This window comes from Bilophila sp. (assembly GCF_057864385.1).
In genome coordinates, this window is the sequence record NZ_DBMAFI010000030.1 from 24451 (window position 1) to 41435 (window position 16985).

Annotated in this window: 12 protein-coding genes; 6 read left to right on the forward strand and 6 right to left on the reverse strand. The window is 53.6% G+C overall.

The window, feature by feature from the left end:
• Window positions 1-292 precede the first annotated feature (292 nt).
• The 6 genes from ACZM8Y_RS10840 (at window position 293) to ACZM8Y_RS10865 (ending at window position 4736) form a co-directional block, all read left to right on the forward strand.
• Window positions 293-961: a carboxymuconolactone decarboxylase family protein gene (locus ACZM8Y_RS10840; RefSeq protein ID WP_482330621.1), complete on the forward strand. Its 669-nt coding sequence runs from the start codon at window positions 293-295 to the stop codon at window positions 959-961.
• Between the two features lie 31 nt (window positions 962-992).
• On the forward strand, window positions 993-2051 hold the full coding sequence (locus tag ACZM8Y_RS10845; RefSeq protein WP_479858475.1) for an alpha/beta hydrolase: 1059 nt from the start codon (window positions 993-995) through the stop codon (window positions 2049-2051).
• Window positions 2052-2148: 97 nt separating this feature from the next.
• Entirely contained in the window at window positions 2149-2631 is a 483-nt protein-coding gene (locus tag ACZM8Y_RS10850) for a (R)-mandelonitrile lyase (RefSeq protein WP_337432377.1), read from the forward strand.
• Between the two features lie 25 nt (window positions 2632-2656).
• The gene (locus tag ACZM8Y_RS10855; RefSeq protein WP_337432376.1) at window positions 2657-3739 is read left to right on the forward strand and encodes an alpha/beta hydrolase; all 1083 of its coding nucleotides are present in this window, start codon (window positions 2657-2659) and stop codon (window positions 3737-3739) included.
• 124 nt (window positions 3740-3863) lie between these two features.
• Window positions 3864-4067: a hypothetical protein gene (locus tag ACZM8Y_RS10860; protein ID WP_337432375.1), complete on the forward strand. Its 204-nt coding sequence runs from the start codon at window positions 3864-3866 to the stop codon at window positions 4065-4067.
• Between the two features lie 459 nt (window positions 4068-4526).
• Window positions 4527-4736, forward strand: coding sequence for a hypothetical protein (locus tag ACZM8Y_RS10865; protein WP_337432374.1), 210 nt, complete (start codon window positions 4527-4529; stop codon window positions 4734-4736).
• 788 nt (window positions 4737-5524) lie between these two features.
• On the opposite strand, the gene ACZM8Y_RS10870 is transcribed toward ACZM8Y_RS10865, so the two are convergent.
• The 6 genes from ACZM8Y_RS10870 to ACZM8Y_RS10895 form a co-directional block, all read right to left on the reverse strand.
• Complete coding sequence (locus ACZM8Y_RS10870) at window positions 5525-8917, reverse strand: DUF499 family protein (RefSeq protein ID WP_482330620.1); 3393 nt, start codon at window positions 8915-8917, stop codon at window positions 5525-5527.
• 20 nt (window positions 8918-8937) lie between these two features.
• Window positions 8938-11718 carry a DUF1156 domain-containing protein gene (locus ACZM8Y_RS10875; RefSeq protein ID WP_482330619.1) on the reverse strand — a complete coding sequence of 927 codons (2781 nt, stop codon included), beginning with the start codon at window positions 11716-11718 and terminating at the stop codon, window positions 8938-8940.
• 19 nt (window positions 11719-11737) lie between these two features.
• A complete protein-coding gene (locus ACZM8Y_RS10880; RefSeq protein WP_482330618.1) occupies window positions 11738-12142 on the reverse strand; it encodes a hypothetical protein in 405 nt (134 codons plus the stop codon).
• A gap of 10 nt (window positions 12143-12152) precedes the next feature.
• Window positions 12153-15677, reverse strand: coding sequence for a helicase-related protein (locus ACZM8Y_RS10885; RefSeq protein WP_489501727.1), 3525 nt, complete (start codon window positions 15675-15677; stop codon window positions 12153-12155).
• A gap of 167 nt (window positions 15678-15844) precedes the next feature.
• A complete protein-coding gene (locus ACZM8Y_RS10890; RefSeq protein WP_303866792.1) occupies window positions 15845-16450 on the reverse strand; it encodes a recombinase family protein in 606 nt (201 codons plus the stop codon).
• Window positions 16451-16479: 29 nt separating this feature from the next.
• Window positions 16480-16932 carry a protein MobC gene (locus ACZM8Y_RS10895; protein WP_489501728.1) on the reverse strand — a complete coding sequence of 151 codons (453 nt, stop codon included), beginning with the start codon at window positions 16930-16932 and terminating at the stop codon, window positions 16480-16482.
• Window positions 16933-16985 lie beyond the last annotated feature (53 nt).

Below are 16985 nucleotides of genomic sequence, written 5' to 3' on the forward strand. Positions count from 1 at the left end.
CTGTTGAATGGCTCTATGGCTGAGGTATTTTGTTGGTTATTCTTTTGGAATTTCAAGAAGGAAAGCATCAATCGCTTGCGTGACATGGCCTTTTCAAAAAACAAGCATTTCCGAGCGAAATAGGCAAAGAATAGCTCAGATTATGTATAGTTTCGCGACCGAGGAAATCTTACTTTGTCATCAACAAAAGAAAAATGCCTTGATACACATCAGCAAGGAGGTTCCAGTGTTTTCCAAGATAATTACGGCCCTTCTGGGCGTATGTTGTACTGTAACAATGGGATTGCCGGCGATGGCACACGCCGAAAGTACGCACTCCGCATCGGCATTGAGCGGCAAACAACAAAGCATCATCCTTATAGCGGCTTTTACCGCAAAAGGCGATACGGAAAAATTGAAGGGCGTTCTTGTGGAAGGCTTGCAAAATGGCATGACGGTCAATGAAATCAAGGAAGTCCTTGTCCAGATGTACGCCTACACGGGGTTCCCCCGCAGTCTGACGGGCCTGAACACCTTCATCGCCCTGCTTGACGAACGAAAGGCGCAGGGGATCGAGGATGAAATGGGCAGGGATGCCTCCCCGCTGCCCGACAATGCAGACATTCGCGAACTCGGTACGGCGAATCAGACCACTGTCATCGGCAGGCCCGCCAGCGGACGAGTCTATGAATTCGCACCCGTCATCGACACCTTTTTGAAGGAACATCTTTTCGGCGACATCTTCAGCCGTGATGTCCTCAGTTTCCAGGAGAGAGAGCTGGCCACGGTTTCCGCATTGGCCAGTCTCCCGGCAGAAGCCCAACTGCGCTCTCATTTGAACTGCTGTCTGGTGGTCGGATGGAGCGAAGAGCAGATGAAAGCCTTTGTCGCCGTCCTTGAAACGAAAGTAGGCAAGGCGGAAGCGGAACTGGCGGAAAAGGCCCTGAACACCGTCCTGCAAAACAGGATGCAATTCAAATAACACCATAACATTTATGGAACAGGAGACAGTCATGAAAAAAACGCTTCTGACGACTCTGGCAGTGGCATCATCCCTTGCTTTTGCATGTGTTGCGAATGCGGCTGAAAACAATCCGTTCGGTCTTGTCTACAAAGGAGCCATCATGGAAAACGTCAAAGGAAAAGTGAACATCCATCCCGTCACCTATACTCTGAACGGCCTGAAAATTGCGGCCAACGTCTATACTCCCGCCGGATATGGGGCCACGAAAAAATATCCCGCCGTCGTGGTGGCTCATCCCAACGGAGGCGTCAAGGAACAGGTGGCCGGACTTTATGCCCAACGGCTGGCGGAAAAAGGCTATATCACCATCGCGGCGGACGCTTCCTATCAGGGAGCCAGTGAGGGGACTCCACGCAATGTGGACAAGCCTCAGTTCCGCACGGAGGACATCCACGGCATGGCCGACTACATCAGCGCCTATCCCGGCGTAGACGCCAATCGCATCGGCGCTCTGGGCATCTGCGGCGGTGGCGGCTATACGCTGAATGCCGCCAAGTCCGACAAACGGTTCAAGGCAGTAGCCACGCTGAGCATGTTCAATTCCGGGCAGGTGAGGCGCAACGGCTTCATGAACACGCAGCTTGATTCCATCCAGACGCGCCTGAAGGAAGCTTCCGACGCCCGCGCCAGGGAAGCCGCCACAGGGGAAATCGGCTATTCGGGCAACGTCGATTTTGACGCACTGACGGATGAAAGCATCAGCAAGATTCCTACCGATCTCTACCGAGAGGGCATGATATATTACGGAAAGACGCATCGGCATCCCAACTCCACCTTCCGTTATACGACCAGCAGCCTCATGGATTTGATGAGCTGGGACGCCACCGACAACATCGAACTTATCAATGTGCCGCTGCTCATGATGGCTGGGGAAAAGGCCGATACGCTGTACATGTCCGAGGAAGCCTTTGAGAAGGTGACGGGAACCAAGGACAAGGAACTCTTAAAGATTCCCGGAGCCACGCATATCCAGACCTATTTTGTGCCTGAGTATGTGGATCAGGCCGTTGCCAAGCTCGCGGACTTCTACGGCAAGAATCTGAAATAACCTGTCACGAACAAAACGGCTCAATCAGGAGGGCGCTGTTACGGCATGTAATAGCCATGCCCTCCTGCCCATGCCGCGGCTTTTCACGGAGAATATCATGAACCGCCTTTCACTTTTCACTCTTTGCCTGTTTCTTGTCGGGGGCACAGCCGTGCTTCCGGCTCATGCTGAAGCTCAGGGACAACTTGTGATTCCGGCAGGTTCCCGCCCTTCGTCCACGGCACCCGGACAGAATTTTACAGGCAATGTCCGCGTTGATCCGGCTTTTGAAACACAGGCACCACAGCGCGTCTACGGTTCCTACGTCACCTTTGAGCCGGGTGCGCGCACCAAATGGCATACCCACCCGTTGGGCCAAACCTTGCTCGTTACGTCCGGCGTCGGGCTGACCCAGGAATGGGGAGGCCCGGTACAGGTCATCCGGCAAGGGGACGTGGTGCTGTGTCCGCCCAACGTCAAGCACTGGCACGGCGCGGCCCCGGATGCCGCCATGACGCATCTCGCCATAGGTGAACGGCTGGACGGCAAAAGCGTGACGTGGATGGAACAGGTCAGCGATGAGCAGTATAACGCCCGGTAACAGCTTATAATATAAGGATACAACGATGCACATAAAATATTTCATAACCGTACTGGCGCTTTCCGTCGGACTCTGCTTACCAGCGGGAGACGCCACGGCCAAGGACAAGTTGCCCCCCTTGATGATTCAGGAGCAAGGGAGTTTCGCGGCAGGGGGAAAAGTCATCACAACGCCCGGTATGTTTGCCCCCCGTACCCCGACAAATCCCGCGGGGCAAACATTGCATGGAGATCATGCCTACGTCTTTTATCAGATTCCGGTGAACGCCCACAAACTGCCTCTGGTCTTCCTGCATGGGGCCGGACAGTTCTCCAAAACATGGGAAAGCACGCCGGACGGACGTGAAGGATTTCAGAATATTTTTTTGCGCCGAGGATTTGGAGTTTATTTGGTAGACCAGCCTCGACGTGGAGATGCCGGGCGCAGCACGCAGGAAACAACCGTCTCGGCGGCAACTGACGATCAGCTTTGGTTCGGCAACTTCCGCGTGGGGAACTGGCCCGACTTTTTTGAAGGCGTACAGTTCCCGCGTGATGCGGAATCTTTGAACCAATACTTCCGGCAGATGACTCCTAATACAGGCCCGTTCGACGTTCAGGTAGTGTCTGATGCCGTGGCTGCATTGTTCGACAGGGTAGGGCCGGGAATTATGGTTACCCATTCCCAAGGGGGTGGGGGAGGCTGGTTTACCGCAATCAAAAGTGAAAATGTCCGAGCTATAGTATCATACGAACCGGGCAGCAATTTCCCTTTCCCCGAAGGAGAAGTGCCTCCGGCTCTGCCGAGCGGGATTGATACGCTGGAAGGTGTCCCTGTTCCGCTTGAAGATTTTATGAAGTTAACTCGGATTCCCATCATCATTTACTATGGTGATTTTATTCCAGAAACTCAAAGTGAGTTTCCCGGCCCGGATCATTGGCGCACCCGGCTCCAGATGGCTAGGCTGTGGGCTGCTGCCGTCAATGGCAAGGGGGGCGACGTCACAGTGGTGCATCTACCGGAAATCGGTATTAAGGGTAATACCCATTTTCCTTTCTCAGACTTGAACAACCTCGAAATTGCCAATCTGCTATCCGAGTGGCTTCATGAAAAGAACCTTGATCAGTGAGTCAGGCGCATCATATGTCCAGCCAGATGATTCGCCGTACTTTTTTGAGAGGCGATGTCATAGGAAACGGCTGATGCTTTATTTCTTGAAATTTCAAAGGAATAACCAGTAAAATGCCCCAAACATGGATCCCATCAGCGGAAAAATTGGAGAAAAATATATTTTTCAGCATATTGTTGAGATAAAACAACCAGATACTATGAAGGACCTGAAATATTGTGCGCTGATGGTAGGAGCCGCCGTCTCTGAAACGTACCTGTTGCCTTCTTCTTTTGCCTTCTTCGCACACCATTTCAACAGGATGGTAAGATTGCAGAAAAGACGGTAGGGTGCAGAGGCAACCTACTCGTTATGGATACATGCTGACTGGGCATACGCTGACACGGTGTCTCCTACCGGGGCTGGCGGAAGCGTGCCGCTCCTCGCCCTCTTTGAAGGCCAAAGGTAGGAAAGGCATGAGAGTACGTTGACGCTACGGCGCAACGCATGGATTAAGTTCGGCTTCACACTGGAGGGAGAAAAAGGTCATTACCCAAGGCCGCCGCTCAGGGATTAACTGTTACGGGCTTTCTGCTGTAACAGGTGTTGGATATCGCCTACGGCAAATGCCGCAGAAGAAGGAACATATTCGGCAGTTGTGCGCATCGGACGGAGTTAATTTCAATCAGTTTCTCACTAGCCAACATGTGGAAAAGCTGTGCTAATCTATGGAGATTTTGAAGGCGCTGTTCAGCTTTGAACGGGTGATGAATACAGAAGCCCCGCCTCTTCCGGAGCCCCATCATATATGAAAGTTTTTCCGTATGGGCGGGGCAACGGCAGTACGCCTGTGCGCTATCTGGTACGGCGGGACTATCCTGACCGGGACACGCACCCATCGAAAGTCTTGCGTGTAGATGTGAAGCGAACTTGGACGTTGACTGATTCGCTGGACACGACATGGTGCTTTACGGTTGGGGGCTCTTCTTATCCTGACGGCACGGTGACGCCGGAATAGGAGCAGCGCGCCATAGATGACTTCGAGGCCGTAAGCCTTTGCCGGACTAAGGGAAGAGCCGTGGACTATTCTCCGGGGGTGCCACAGTCATGTCGGACATCATGGGCTGCATTTGGTTATTCCGCGTGTGAAGCGTTCCAGCGGCGGGCTTTCAACTACTCGCACGGCTGGCAAAAGGATTTTGATGTATTTCGTGATCTGCACAGTATCCGGGATGGCTGAGCCAGACCGGATGCTCCGTAGCGGGCACGCCTGTGTACGCTAAACCATGCCGATCTGCATGTGTAAGATACCAGGTAGAGCTGGAGGAAGGCTGTCAGGTTTGCATGAATATATGTTAGCGATCATGCTTGTGCGCCATTTATAGTACACTGATACGAAAGCGACAATCAAGCTGAGGAATTAAAGAGTATGGATGGGGGCGTTGTTTAATCATTCGTTTTTTACAAGTGTATATGACCTTGTATATATAGCCATATTAGGATTATGTAGTTGATTTTTTAATTTGTGGGCAGATAGTGGGCATATTCCGTTCCACAACGAAAAAACCCTTACGATTTCTCGTAATGGCATAATTTCGTTGGCGTCCCCAAGCGGATAAATTTTAAATTATAACATACTAAAATTAAAAATATTTTTACATACATAAAAATAATACCTACAAAAGTACCTCAAAAATTAAAATAGTTCAAAAAACTTCTGGGGACGCCGTTGGACGCTGAAGTATCAGCATTAGCTCGGTTACAATTCACAGTAAAGCCAGGAAGGTAATTCTTCCAAAAGCAACGCTACTCTTCTTCCTCAAAGCCAAACTCCTTGATTTTCAATGTCCGACAATTCTCGGACACTGCCCGTATTGTCTCTTGTGAGAAGCCTTTTGAGGCACTAGCTTCCACTTCAAGCCGCAGGCTCAACGTAACCCCATTGTCTGCTGTGAGCTGAGAAATAACTTCTTCGAGAATACGTTGTACGTCGCGATTAACGCGTGCATCGTCCAAGGGCGCTGAGAGGAAAAAACGCATACTTTTGGGTGTAGAAAGATGCGACGAAGATATGGAGGACTCAGTGTCTGACTGCTCCATAGTCAAAGGAGTCCAGCCATCCCGTTGCTCAGAAGAATGTGTTTTCAAATCCCCTTTATTGGTAACAGATTCAGCAGATGATGGATTACGCTGTAGATGTTCCAGTTCGACTTGCTTCTTTGCTGCACTTTTACGCACTATGAAGCCACTGCGATCTATAGATGCCTTTTGGGCATATCTCAAATCTATAAACCGCCCTTCACTTACGCCAGATGCATAGGCAAAGTAATCTTTCCCTTGCACACCTTCTTGGATGGCCTTTTCAAGTACGCTGTAATCGGAAAGACGCGGCAGATAGCAGTAGGTGCAGAGATACTCCCATAATTTTTTTATTTGCAGGCTATCTGCATCTTTCCAAAGTAAGCTGTCCAACTCCATCAGCAGAAGTGCAGGAGCCCACATGTCTATTACAGTCTCATTCTCCAGCAGCTTTTTACCGGCCCGGCTTATAATTCCCTCTGTACCGCCGCTGAGCCTTGTTTTTTCCCATTCTACAGTTTTCATGTCAGAGCGAGCGATGGCCGGTGTCAGAAGCCAGCACCATGTTTCGCTTAATCGCAGAGCAACAGTCTCATCACTGCGTTTGAGGCTGTTTTCCGTCTCTCTGTTTTGTGCAGCATCAAGGTTTAAGTCCTGACTGTCATTTTTTATGGACTGCCATGCCAGATAGCGACGGGTTTCCTGTTCCAATGCCGACATGGATGTTTGGTCAGGAGCAAGAAAGACCAGCATATTGCGGAAAATTCGCGGAGAATTCCCCCGGCTTTCCCAAATTTTTTCAGCAACGTCCAAGGCAGCGCAGCCATGAGATGAAGTTGTCACTGCCTCGCCGGGGCTGAGGATCACCAGCCGGACAGTCTGGTCGTCGGGCACGTCCAGTGAGGAAGCAGGACCAATATGTATGCCTTTTAATGGAGGTTCCTGCCGCAATTTTTTCATGCGGCGTTCTATCTCATATTCCACGTCAGAAGCCGAGAACTGTGTCGCACGATCCTCTACCGTCTTTCGTAGCGTCGGCCGGGTATCATACCAAAACCGATCCCCTGAAGGGTTCGTGTACAGGTAAGCAAGACTGTTTTGCAGAGAACCGAGCGCATCATTGAATACGGCAATCTGCTCGCCGGGCTGCACCACGCCGAGACGTATGCGTGAGGCTTCTATGCCGCGTACATTCTGTTGCCTCACTGTAGGGGCGCTGCCCAGCATGATGGTTCTGGCTACTCGCCGTGAGGCCAGAACCTTGCCGTAGCGAAGAACATTTTTATCTTGCTGCCAGGGAATGGAGCGCTTACCATCTACTTCCCTGTCCACAAGGCTGTTCCAGCCTTCCGACAGATGGCGCGTCAGCTCGTCGCGCACGGCTGATACGTCCAGTGGCAGGGAACCGGGCATGATTAACAGACTTGCGTCGCTGCCCATCCACAATTCATGAATGACGGCGGCCATCAGACGCAGCACGCCGCGTGTGCGCTGAAAACGCTCCAGCGTGGCCCAGTCTTCATACAAACGGTCAAATACTTCCGGGTGGATGGGATAACAGGCCAGCATGCGGTTCCTGTACTCCACTTCTCTGACTTCCAGAGGAAAGTCTGTTGGATTTTCCCGGTATAGGGCGCTGAAATGGCTACATACCATTTCGCGTGCGGAAGGGTTTTTGCAATCCAGAAAAAGCCTGCGGCGTACCACTTCAAAACCTTCGCTGGCAGCCACGGGCTTCCAGATGGCTTCCATACGGCCAAAGGTATGCTCAATGGCTTCCAGTGCGGTTTTACCAGCTTCCCCGCCCACCTCGATATCTGATTCTGGGATGGAGGCCACCACCAGACTGTTGCGGCTGGCGCGGGCGGCTTCTGTTATTTCCTGAATAAAGGTAATGAAATTGTCGAAAGATCCGGCCGGAAGGCCGTTCACGCCATAGATGCGCTTGGCGTAAGCCACGAGTTCGTCCATGAGGATGAGGCAGGGGCCGCAGGCGTCGAAAAGATTTTTGAGCGATTCCGAGCCGGGCGAGATGCCCTTCTTGTCGGCCTCCTTCACGAAGTCGTACAGTTTTGGGTCGCCGACGGAAAGCGCGAGCTGGGCCGCCATTTCGCCCCACAGCGTATTGATGGTGATGCCGGGCAGGTTCTGCGGGCGTTTGCTGCGGCTGGGGTCAAGGGCCGTGCCGACCAGCACTGCGGCGTGGACTTTCGGCAGGCTGGCGAGTCCGGCCTGCTCCAGCACCGGCCGCGCGGCGGGAATCTTGTCCAGCGAGACCATGCCGCGCAGAAGATGATACAGCGCGAGCATACTATGGGTCTTGCCGCCGCCAAAGGCTGTTTTGAGCTGAATGACGGGTTCGCCGTCCTTGCCAGAAACGCGCTTCAAAGCCTGTACCAGCAGGCCGGACATACCTTCGGTAACGTAGGTACGGGCGAAAAATTCCACCGGGTCGCGGTATTCAAAGGAACCTTCGCCACGTGACACCTGCGCTAGGTCGGCGGCGAACTCTGCATTGCGGTAGCGGCCCTGCGCCACGTCGGGATGAGGTTCGATAACGTCGCGCCAGCAGGGAAGCCCGGACGGCGACACCGTGAGCATCCCCTCTGCTTTGGCAGGGCTGGGAGCCGCCTGTACAGTCTGCACCGTAACCATTGTGGAACCGGCGGAAGAGCCGTAGCGGGACTCACGGAGCAGGGAACGGATCTCTTCCGTGTGTTCGGGGTCTATCTGCTCACAGAGGCGGGACATGGTATCCAGTGCGCGCCACGTGTCGCTGTCGTTGAAGTCCTGCGCGCCGATGTGGGCCAGTTTGTTGCGCACGCCCACGAGTTCCTTGGCCCAAGTACGGTGGTCAATGGAGAGGCGTTTGCGGAACACCTCGCCCCAGTACAGGTCAAACAGGATAAGGCAGCGCTGGATATCCAGCGAGTCGACAAGCATTTGTTCCGGGCCGTCTTCGGGGAGGTCGCGCTTCTGCTCATCCCAGAGTTTGCCCATGACCGCAACACGCCACCAGTCTGTCCCGTACTCAATTTTGAGTAGTGCGCAGATATAGGGAGCAAAAGCCTTCAGGAGATGGCGGAATCCTTTGAAAACGAGTTCGTTATTGTTAGACATATCTCACTCTCAGGCGTTTGTCAGATAAGAGAACCCTGCTTGGCTGCACGACGGGCGGCGCGCAGTTCGGCGGCTTTCTGCTGGATGTCGGGCCATGCGACCACAAGGGAGTTGTAGGCATAGGCCTCGGCGTTCCAGCCTTTGCGTTCGGCAAGGGAAAAGAGGCGATAGGCGAGGTCGCGGGCGCGCTCGGCAGAGGCGGAAAATTCTACCACGAGCCAGGCGCAGGCTTCGATGCCGCCGGTATCCATGCTTTGGATAAGGTACTGCGTGAGCATCCACAGACAGCGATCCGCCGTGAATCGCGAGACCTTGAGTTCCGGCAGGTCGGTGCGTTCCTGTAAGTGGACGACGCCCTTTTCGGCATAGACGAGGCCCATGGACGCCAGCTTTTCCACAGAAGTGTTCTTGGCGCGGGCCAGCACATCCGCCTCACCGAATTTCATCTCGTTGAAGGCGAACTGCGTGTAGAGATCGACGCAGAAGCGGCTTTCGGCATCCAGCACGCCGTCCTGCTCGCTGAAGTAGGCGTCGAGCTCGGCGTTAATGACCTGCAGAGCGGTACGGACGCCCATAGCAGAGCCGTCGGCCTCCAGCACCTTGGCGTAACGAGAATACACGCCCATGCCCGGGCCGATGGCGGCCTGCGCCATATCCACCGGGGCGATGTTGCTGGCTTGCAGCTTTTGCAGCGCGGTACGCAGTTCCCGCCGTAATTCCGCCATAAAAGTGCGGCGCGGGCAGTATGGCGCATCCTCCAGGCGCTTGCGGCAGACCAGCACAATGGAGGAAACAAGAGCGTTGGTGTTCATAGCAACTTGCCTTGTCTTCATTTCCGTGCGCATTGGCCATGTGCCTGTGATGGCAAAACCGGCTCTGATGATAGCGGAAAGCATGGTCTCCCAACCGGTGGAAGCCTGCGCGGCATTGTCGCCTTCGTCGTTTTCGCTCTGTTTGTAGGCGTAATAAATGGTAACGGGCACGTCTTCCCGCGCAGAGCGGTAGAACTGCCGGCAGGCCTGAAGCATGCCGTCCTCAAAAAACTCCCGAGCCTTTTCCTTGCTGCCCTCAAAGCGGTAGGGCGTAGCCACCAGCTCTTCCGCCTTGGGCACCAGCATGGTGCGGAAAAGGCGGGGATACGTGTTTTTCAAGGAACGCCGCATCCAGATATAGAAAAAATCGGACAGATCGGCATAGCCGATATTATCATAATACGGCGGATCAGTTGAAATAATCATATTATGAAAAAGCATATCATACTGGACAGCATATTGATTTACAATTCCATTGTATTCAGCTTTACATAAATAGTTTAATGGATCAAAGCTATAAAAAATGGCAGCATCAATACTTCCTGTTGCATTTCCCAAAAAATTCGGCTCTGCGAAATCCCACAACATGGGCAATGCTTGTCTACCAAAGCAATGTTGAGCCTTTTCACCAGTGCTATTCCATCTTACAAGACTATTTCCCGTCATTGCCAGTCTATCAACAGCAAACGCCAAATACACGCCCACGGCCTGGCCGTAGGCTGTTGCGCCGCATCCGCCTTCATCCAGCCCCTTGCCGTCGTCTTGCATACCTGAGGCGAGTGCGTCCTGTGTAGCTTTTGTCTGCGCTTCGGCTACCAGATCGCTGAATGTGGTCAGGGCCGTAAGCTGGCGGTTGGTGAAGAGGTCAGAAAAATTTCGAAGTCCATAGTTAGGGGTTTTGAAGTCTCGCGGATTCTGCGACAGTGAGGCATCAGGATATTCATCAGGCTTAGAAATGTCCGCACACTGGACTTGGCGTTCATCCGAAGAAATATATATTCGACCTCGTTGCCCCTCTGCGACAATGGCCATCAGTTGGGCCGACATTTTGCACTGTCGTCCCTCCTCTCTGATGTAGGTAAAAGGAACTACTGTGCCGCAGTTGGGACAGACTCCCCCTTTACGATCAACAGTCCCTTCAATCTTCGGTTTGCCGCTGTGGTGCACCTTGTAACTGGTCTTTCCCTCCTCAAAAACAGGCTCCACCCACGCCTCATTCCCCTTCTTCTTCGACAGCACAAAGGAGTTTGCCAGCGGCATTTCGCAGCCGCAGGCCGGGTTCGGGCACTTTACGGTTCTGGCCCATTTCCAGGCGATAACGGTGGCCTCCCCGCCGCCCTGTACTGGTGGTATATGAACTTTCGGGTATAGATGACCGATGCGACGGAAGGCTTCCTGCTTCATCCATTCGCCGTAATAGCGTACGTCTTCGGCAAGGCCCTTAGCTCCGCTCCACGAACGGTCACTGCCCAGATTGGCTCGGGCATCGGGATTCACCGGAGATTGCCCGGCAAAGCGCGGGGGAATCTCTATCATGGCCTTGTTTATCATCACGGCCACGGGGTTCAGGTCGTGCGCGTGCGCTTCCAGCCCCAGTCTCTGCGCTTCAAGAGGAATGGCCCCTCCGCCCGCAAAGGGATCAAGGAAAGTCAACGGTTCTTCGCCCATATATTTCCTTATTTCGGCGCGGGCCTCGTTCAACACTGCATCGTCATTGGAATTTTCCCATTTCACCAGACGGGCAAGTAAGGCATGCAGGCGCTGACGCTCTGCCTCCTGCTCTTTTTCTGTGGGAAAAAGTTCCGGGTGCGACGACGGGTCATCCACCAATGAAGCCCAAAGCACTGCTCGGGCCGTTGCCGTAGGTTTACGCGACCACCACAGATGCAATGTAGAAGGGTGCCCGTGGCGGATGGATTTTTCTCGCGCGGATTCGGCGTTGATGGCGTCCAGAGGAAGCGCGACTTCAATAAGTTTCTTTACAGACATACTTCATACTCCCCCAATATTAAAAGCCACGAAAATTATGAAGCATATCTGATAGTTGCTCATTTTTCTTGATGAATTTGTATAAATACTCCTCGTCTATATCATATTGACAATCATCTTTGTCTTTAGTCCTCAAAATCTGTTTTCCATCTTCTTTTGTGTATTGGAATGAATGTATGATTCTATTCCTCATATCAACCAACTCTTCAAATAGATTTTTAATATTACATGGAATACATTTTATATATTTATTCAATTCTCCTGACGTTTTATTCATAAATTCATACCATGTGCTATCAGTATTATACCGTAATATATTTTCTATTATAAATGCATTATTAGAGTTAAATGCACATATAGCAGTTCCCAAAAGCTCTCTGTATTCTTTAGAAGGCAGCGACTGCCGCGTATAACTCTCATACATATCTCTCTCCTTAGGGCAGTATTTCATCGTTCTCATAAACCAGTTTCGAGCGTTCCAGCAAAGCTCCCTTGTTGAAGGTGGTGCTTTCCACAGAAAAATCCGGGGGATTTACAAAAGGATGTTTCAGATAGACGGTATGCGTGTGCGCCCCATCCACATCCACAAGGGCGAGGATGAACTGCTCCGGCAGATTGAGCGCAGTGAGTATTTCGTTGCGGGAAACGGTGACGGTATCGGCCCCGGCCGCCCGTCCCTTTACTTCAATAAAGCGCATGCCTGGCAGACCGTTGCCAACATCCGGCATGTAGGACTCGATGTCATAGCCGCATTTTTCCGCACTGACGTCACGAGGCAGATGGCCTTGGGCCTTCTCCGCTTCCATGACCGCACGCATAGCGGCAAGCTCCACTACTCTCCGGGGGGCGGCATCGATACAGATGGTTGGCAAAGGAGCGTTCGTCAGTCGGGCCAGCAGTCCAGCGGGGATGACCAGTGCGCCGCCGATGACCACGGGCGGCTGAGCCGAAATCAGGCGTTCTGCCGCTAATTCGTCCGTACGTTGCTTCAGGCGGGCGGCCAGTTCTTCGGCGCGGCGGGCGGCCTTCTGGGAGTTCAGGTTGTTGCTGATCTTCCCGGCCTGTTCCTGTTTTTTTAGCTCTCCGGCGCGGTAGTCCCAGTAGCGAATTTCGGCGGTGAGGCGTTCGCGCACGGCCTTTTCCGTCTTGTCAATCATGATCTCGCGGCGTTCGCGCACGTCTTTCAGATGTTTGGGGATAAGATGGCCCAAGGCATAGCCGATGGCCACATCTTCCACGCCGCGCGTCAGCCACGGTTGCTTGCGGGCGTGGGCAAGAATGGCGTCCAGTTCTTCAGGCGCAGCGGGGCGGTAGTCGAGGTACGGCGCATAGCCTGCGTTCGCGGCCGTACCGTGTTCGTCCATCTCCACAAAATGGATATTGCGCGAGATGACGCGGCGGCCACCATCGGGCAGTGCCGTGCCGTCCTGAATAGCGTGTTCGATGTAGAAGAGCAGGCGCATGGTCTCGCCGGAATCGCTGTCGTCGATAAGGACGGCGCCGCGTTTAAGCAAATCAACAGAGCGTTCACGGATGATGTCGATCATAGCTTCAAGCAGAGGATGCCCAGGGCAGATGAGCGCGGCAGGTACAGAGCCGGGCAGATTGCGATAAGCCTTGTCGAAGCAGATGCGCTCGTAGCGATTGAGCACAGGCTCGATATGGCCTATCTGCCGGTCTCGATTGCGGATGACGAAGGGAACGGAGAGTATCTCCCAGCGGCCTTTCTCGCGGGCCGACATACGGCCGCCCAGTTCGCGGAACGCTTCTTTGAAGAATGCCTCGATGAAATACGGCTGGAGGCGGCGGGCCTCCATGCGCTCCATTTCCTCGCGGATGACGCTGACCGTGCGGATGTTCATCACGTCTTCGGTAAGGGCGCGTTCCTTCACCAGCTGAAGCAGAGCTTGCAGGTCGAAGGCAATATCCATGTCGCGATTGAGACGGGCCTGCACATTGGGGTCATTGCCGTGGCGCACGGCTTCGATAAGCAGTTCGCGCAGGGGACGGTTGTTGAACGAGACCTTGCCGAGAATGTCGAAGACCTTGCCGCCCAGTGCCTCTTTTTCCTGCTCCAGTTTTTCAAAAAGCCGCTGGAACACCGCGCCTTCGCGTGTTTCGGAAGCCACGAGGTTCCAGAGCCAGCAAGTTTTCGTCTGGCCGATACGGTGGATACGGCCAAAACGTTGTTCAAGACGGTTGGGGTTCCACGGCAGGTCGTAATTCACCATGAGGTGGGCGCGCTGAAGATTGAGGCCTTCGCCTGCGGCGTCCGTGGCGATGAGGATACGGACTTCCTTGTCCTGCTTGAAGCGCTCTTCCACTTTACGGCGCTCGTCGCGCAGTATTCCGCCATAGATGATCACTACGGCGTCGTTATTGCCGAGCAGGGAGCGTATCTTGTCCGTGAGGTAGAGGAGCGTGTCACGGTGTTCGGTAAAAATGATCAGCTTTTCGCGGAAACCCTCTGCGTCGAACATGCCTTTTTCGTCTTGCAGCAGGCTGGAAAGCTCTTCCCATTTGCGGTCTCTGCCGCTGGTGCGGACGGCGTTGGCCTTGGCTTCCAACGTTTTGAGCGTGGCAATTTCCGCTTCCAGTTCCGTGATGGTAGTCGCGGCACTGGCTTTGTCAGCTACGCGTTCTTCGGCGTCTTCCAGCTCGGCGAAAGTCAGGTCGTCATCGTCGAATTCATCCGTAAGGTTCAGGTTACGCAGTTCGTTCCAGTCGCGGGCACGCTGGCCGAGCCGCTCTTCGCTGAGACGGTTTTCCAGTCTTTCGCGACGGCGGTGCAGAGACTGATATATGGCCTCGGGAGAAGACGCGAGACGCCGTTGAAGCACGGTGAGTGCGAAGCCTACGGTGGTGCGGCGTTCGTTGTTCAGATTGTCGGCGCGGTTGAATTCGTTCTGAACGTAGGCGGTCACAGCCTCGTAGAGTTCGGCCTCTTCGGGGGAAAGGCTGTAGTTCACAGTGACGGCGTGGCGCTCAGGGAAGAGGGGCGAACCGTCGAACTTGAGCAATTCTTCTTTGACAAGGCGGCGCATGACATCGGAGATGTCGATAGCCTGCGAGCCGGTACGGGCCACGCCGCCGAAGCGATCCTGATCCACCAGCGAGAGGAAAAGCTGAAAATCTTCTTCCTTGCCGTTGTGCGGGGTTGCCGTAAGCAGAAGCATATGCCGCGTGATGCCGGAAAGCAGGCGGCCAAGCTGGAAGCGGCGCGTCATTTTGACTTCGCCGCCCCAGACCGTGGCGGACATCTTGTGGGCTTCATCGCAGACGATAAGATCCCAGTCCGTAGCCTTCAGTTTTTCCTGGATGGCCTCGTTGCGGGCCAGTTTGTCGAGCCGGGCGATGGCCAGCGGCGTTTCGTCAAAGGCGTTGCCCGTAACGGCGGATTCAAAGCGGTCATTGGTGAGGATCTCGAAGCGCAGATGGAATTTCTGGAAGAGTTCGTCCTGCCACTGTTCCGCAAGACTGCCGGGGCTGACGATAAGACAGCGCCTGAGGTCGCCGCGGGCTATAAGTTCCTTGATGAACAGCCCGGTCATGATGGTTTTGCCCGCGCCGGGGTCGTCCGCAAGGACGTAGCGCAAGGGCAGTCGGCCCAGCATTTCCTGATAAACAGCGGAAATCTGATGCGGAAGAGGCTCCACATCAGAGGTGTGAACAGCGAGATACGGGTCGAAGAGATGGGCGTAGTGTATACGCCATGCTTCCGAAGCGAGGCGAAGCTTTGCCCCGTCGGCGTCGAAACTCCATGGCAGGGATGCGTCTTGAAGCGATAGTTGCCCTTCATCCTCACGGTAGAGGATACGATTGCCAAGATCGCCCCGGCTGTTTTTGTAGGTAAGATTCAGAACGGCGTTGCCGTACCACTGGACTGCCACAATGGTGACTGCCTCATGTGGAGCAATGCCAAGAACAAGTCTTCCGCTTGTAATATCTTCGAGTCGCACCAATTCCTGCCACCCCGGAGGAGGTGGCGGTTAAGTGTACTTGGCCGCCAAGGAAACTTCTGCTGTCTGTGACAGTCCAATAACGTTGACTAAGCTGTTTTTACCGTCTAAAAACGAGTGCTAGAAGTAAAAAAACGGGTGGCGGCCAAGTACACTTTATCGACATATTATGGACAATTTTTTTTGAATGACTCCGCACGAATGCGGAATGTGGAACGAGCCATGCCGGAACGTTTTGCCGCTTCCGATGTCGAGATGGCACCCTCTGTCCATAAGGTATATGTTTCCGGAAAATTTGGGGGAAGCGGTCGTGGCGCGTGCCCGAACCGCACGCCGCTTTGCTTGGCTGCCGCAATCCCCTGAGCCTGTCTGCTGCGAATATTCTCCCGTTCGTTCTGAGCCACAAAGGAAAGTACTTGCAAAACAAGGTCGGCAATGAAGGTGCCGAGCAGGTTTTTGTCGCGCCGTGTGTCCAGCAGTGGCATATCCAGCACAAAGATGTCTACGCGCTTTTCCTTGGTAATTATCCGCCACTGTTCCAGAATCTCCTCGTAATTTCTGCCAAGCCTGTCAATGCTTGTAATACAGAGCTGGTCACCCGGCCTGAACTTTTTTAGCATAGCCTGATATTGTGGACGCTGAAAATCCTTGCCCGACAGTTTATCCATGAAAATGCGGTCTGACGGGATGGCTTGCCGCTCAAGGGCGATGCGCTGACGGCTCTCGTTCTGATCTGTACTGGATACGCGAATATATCCGTAAGTTTCTGCCATAAGATTTTCTCCTTTCAGTGGATTTATGTTCATAGTTCATCATCGGGTATATCAGGAGTAATGAAGCTGGAGCGTTGTTCGCGTTTCGGAGGCGGAGGGGGTGTGTCTTGCTTCTTTGACTTTCGCCCTTCCCGTTGCCGTCTGGCTTCGGTCAGATACTTGGTCAGAGTTTGGGACTTCACATCAATGCCTTTTTCGTGCAGGCGTTCGACAATCTCCTGTGTATCGAAGCCGCGCTTTCTCATCCGTTCCAGTGTCGGGGCCAGAGCAAAGACGGCTTCTTTGACGGACATGGCTCTGTTCCCCTCCAGTGTGACGGAAGCGGGTTTGAGAGTGGCGAATTCCTGTCTGATTTCCTTCAACTGAGTCGCGGTAATGGTCATGGTGCTTTTCCTGTGGTTCGCCGGGGCCATGCCCCGGATTGGTGTTTTGTTTTTCCGGTCGAGCGGGACGGTCGCCCACGCTTCACGCAAGTGAAGCATAGTGGGCTATATCTTCGGCCTGTGCGAAGATTTCCCTCCGACGCCTTACCTCA

Excerpts from the sequence above, each read along its gene's own strand:
- ACZM8Y_RS10870 (WP_482330620.1), bottom strand. The coding sequence starts at position 8,917 with ATGTCTAACAATAACGAACTCGTTTTCAAAGGATTCCGCCATCTCCTG.
- ACZM8Y_RS10860 (WP_337432375.1), top strand. The coding sequence starts at position 3,864 with ATGGATCCCATCAGCGGAAAAATTGGAGAAAAATATATTTTTCAGCAT.
- ACZM8Y_RS10890 (WP_303866792.1), bottom strand. The coding sequence starts at position 16,450 with ATGGCAGAAACTTACGGATATATTCGCGTATCCAGTACAGATCAGAAC.
- ACZM8Y_RS10865 (WP_337432374.1), top strand. The coding sequence starts at position 4,527 with ATGAAAGTTTTTCCGTATGGGCGGGGCAACGGCAGTACGCCTGTGCGC.
- ACZM8Y_RS10880 (WP_482330618.1), bottom strand. The coding sequence starts at position 12,142 with ATGTATGAGAGTTATACGCGGCAGTCGCTGCCTTCTAAAGAATACAGA.
- ACZM8Y_RS10855 (WP_337432376.1), top strand. The coding sequence starts at position 2,657 with ATGCACATAAAATATTTCATAACCGTACTGGCGCTTTCCGTCGGACTC.
- ACZM8Y_RS10895 (WP_489501728.1), bottom strand. The coding sequence starts at position 16,932 with ATGCTTCACTTGCGTGAAGCGTGGGCGACCGTCCCGCTCGACCGGAAA.
- ACZM8Y_RS10845 (WP_479858475.1), top strand. The coding sequence starts at position 993 with ATGAAAAAAACGCTTCTGACGACTCTGGCAGTGGCATCATCCCTTGCT.
- ACZM8Y_RS10840 (WP_482330621.1), top strand. The coding sequence starts at position 293 with ATGGCACACGCCGAAAGTACGCACTCCGCATCGGCATTGAGCGGCAAA.
- ACZM8Y_RS10875 (WP_482330619.1), bottom strand. The coding sequence starts at position 11,718 with ATGTCTGTAAAGAAACTTATTGAAGTCGCGCTTCCTCTGGACGCCATC.
- ACZM8Y_RS10850 (WP_337432377.1), top strand. The coding sequence starts at position 2,149 with ATGAACCGCCTTTCACTTTTCACTCTTTGCCTGTTTCTTGTCGGGGGC.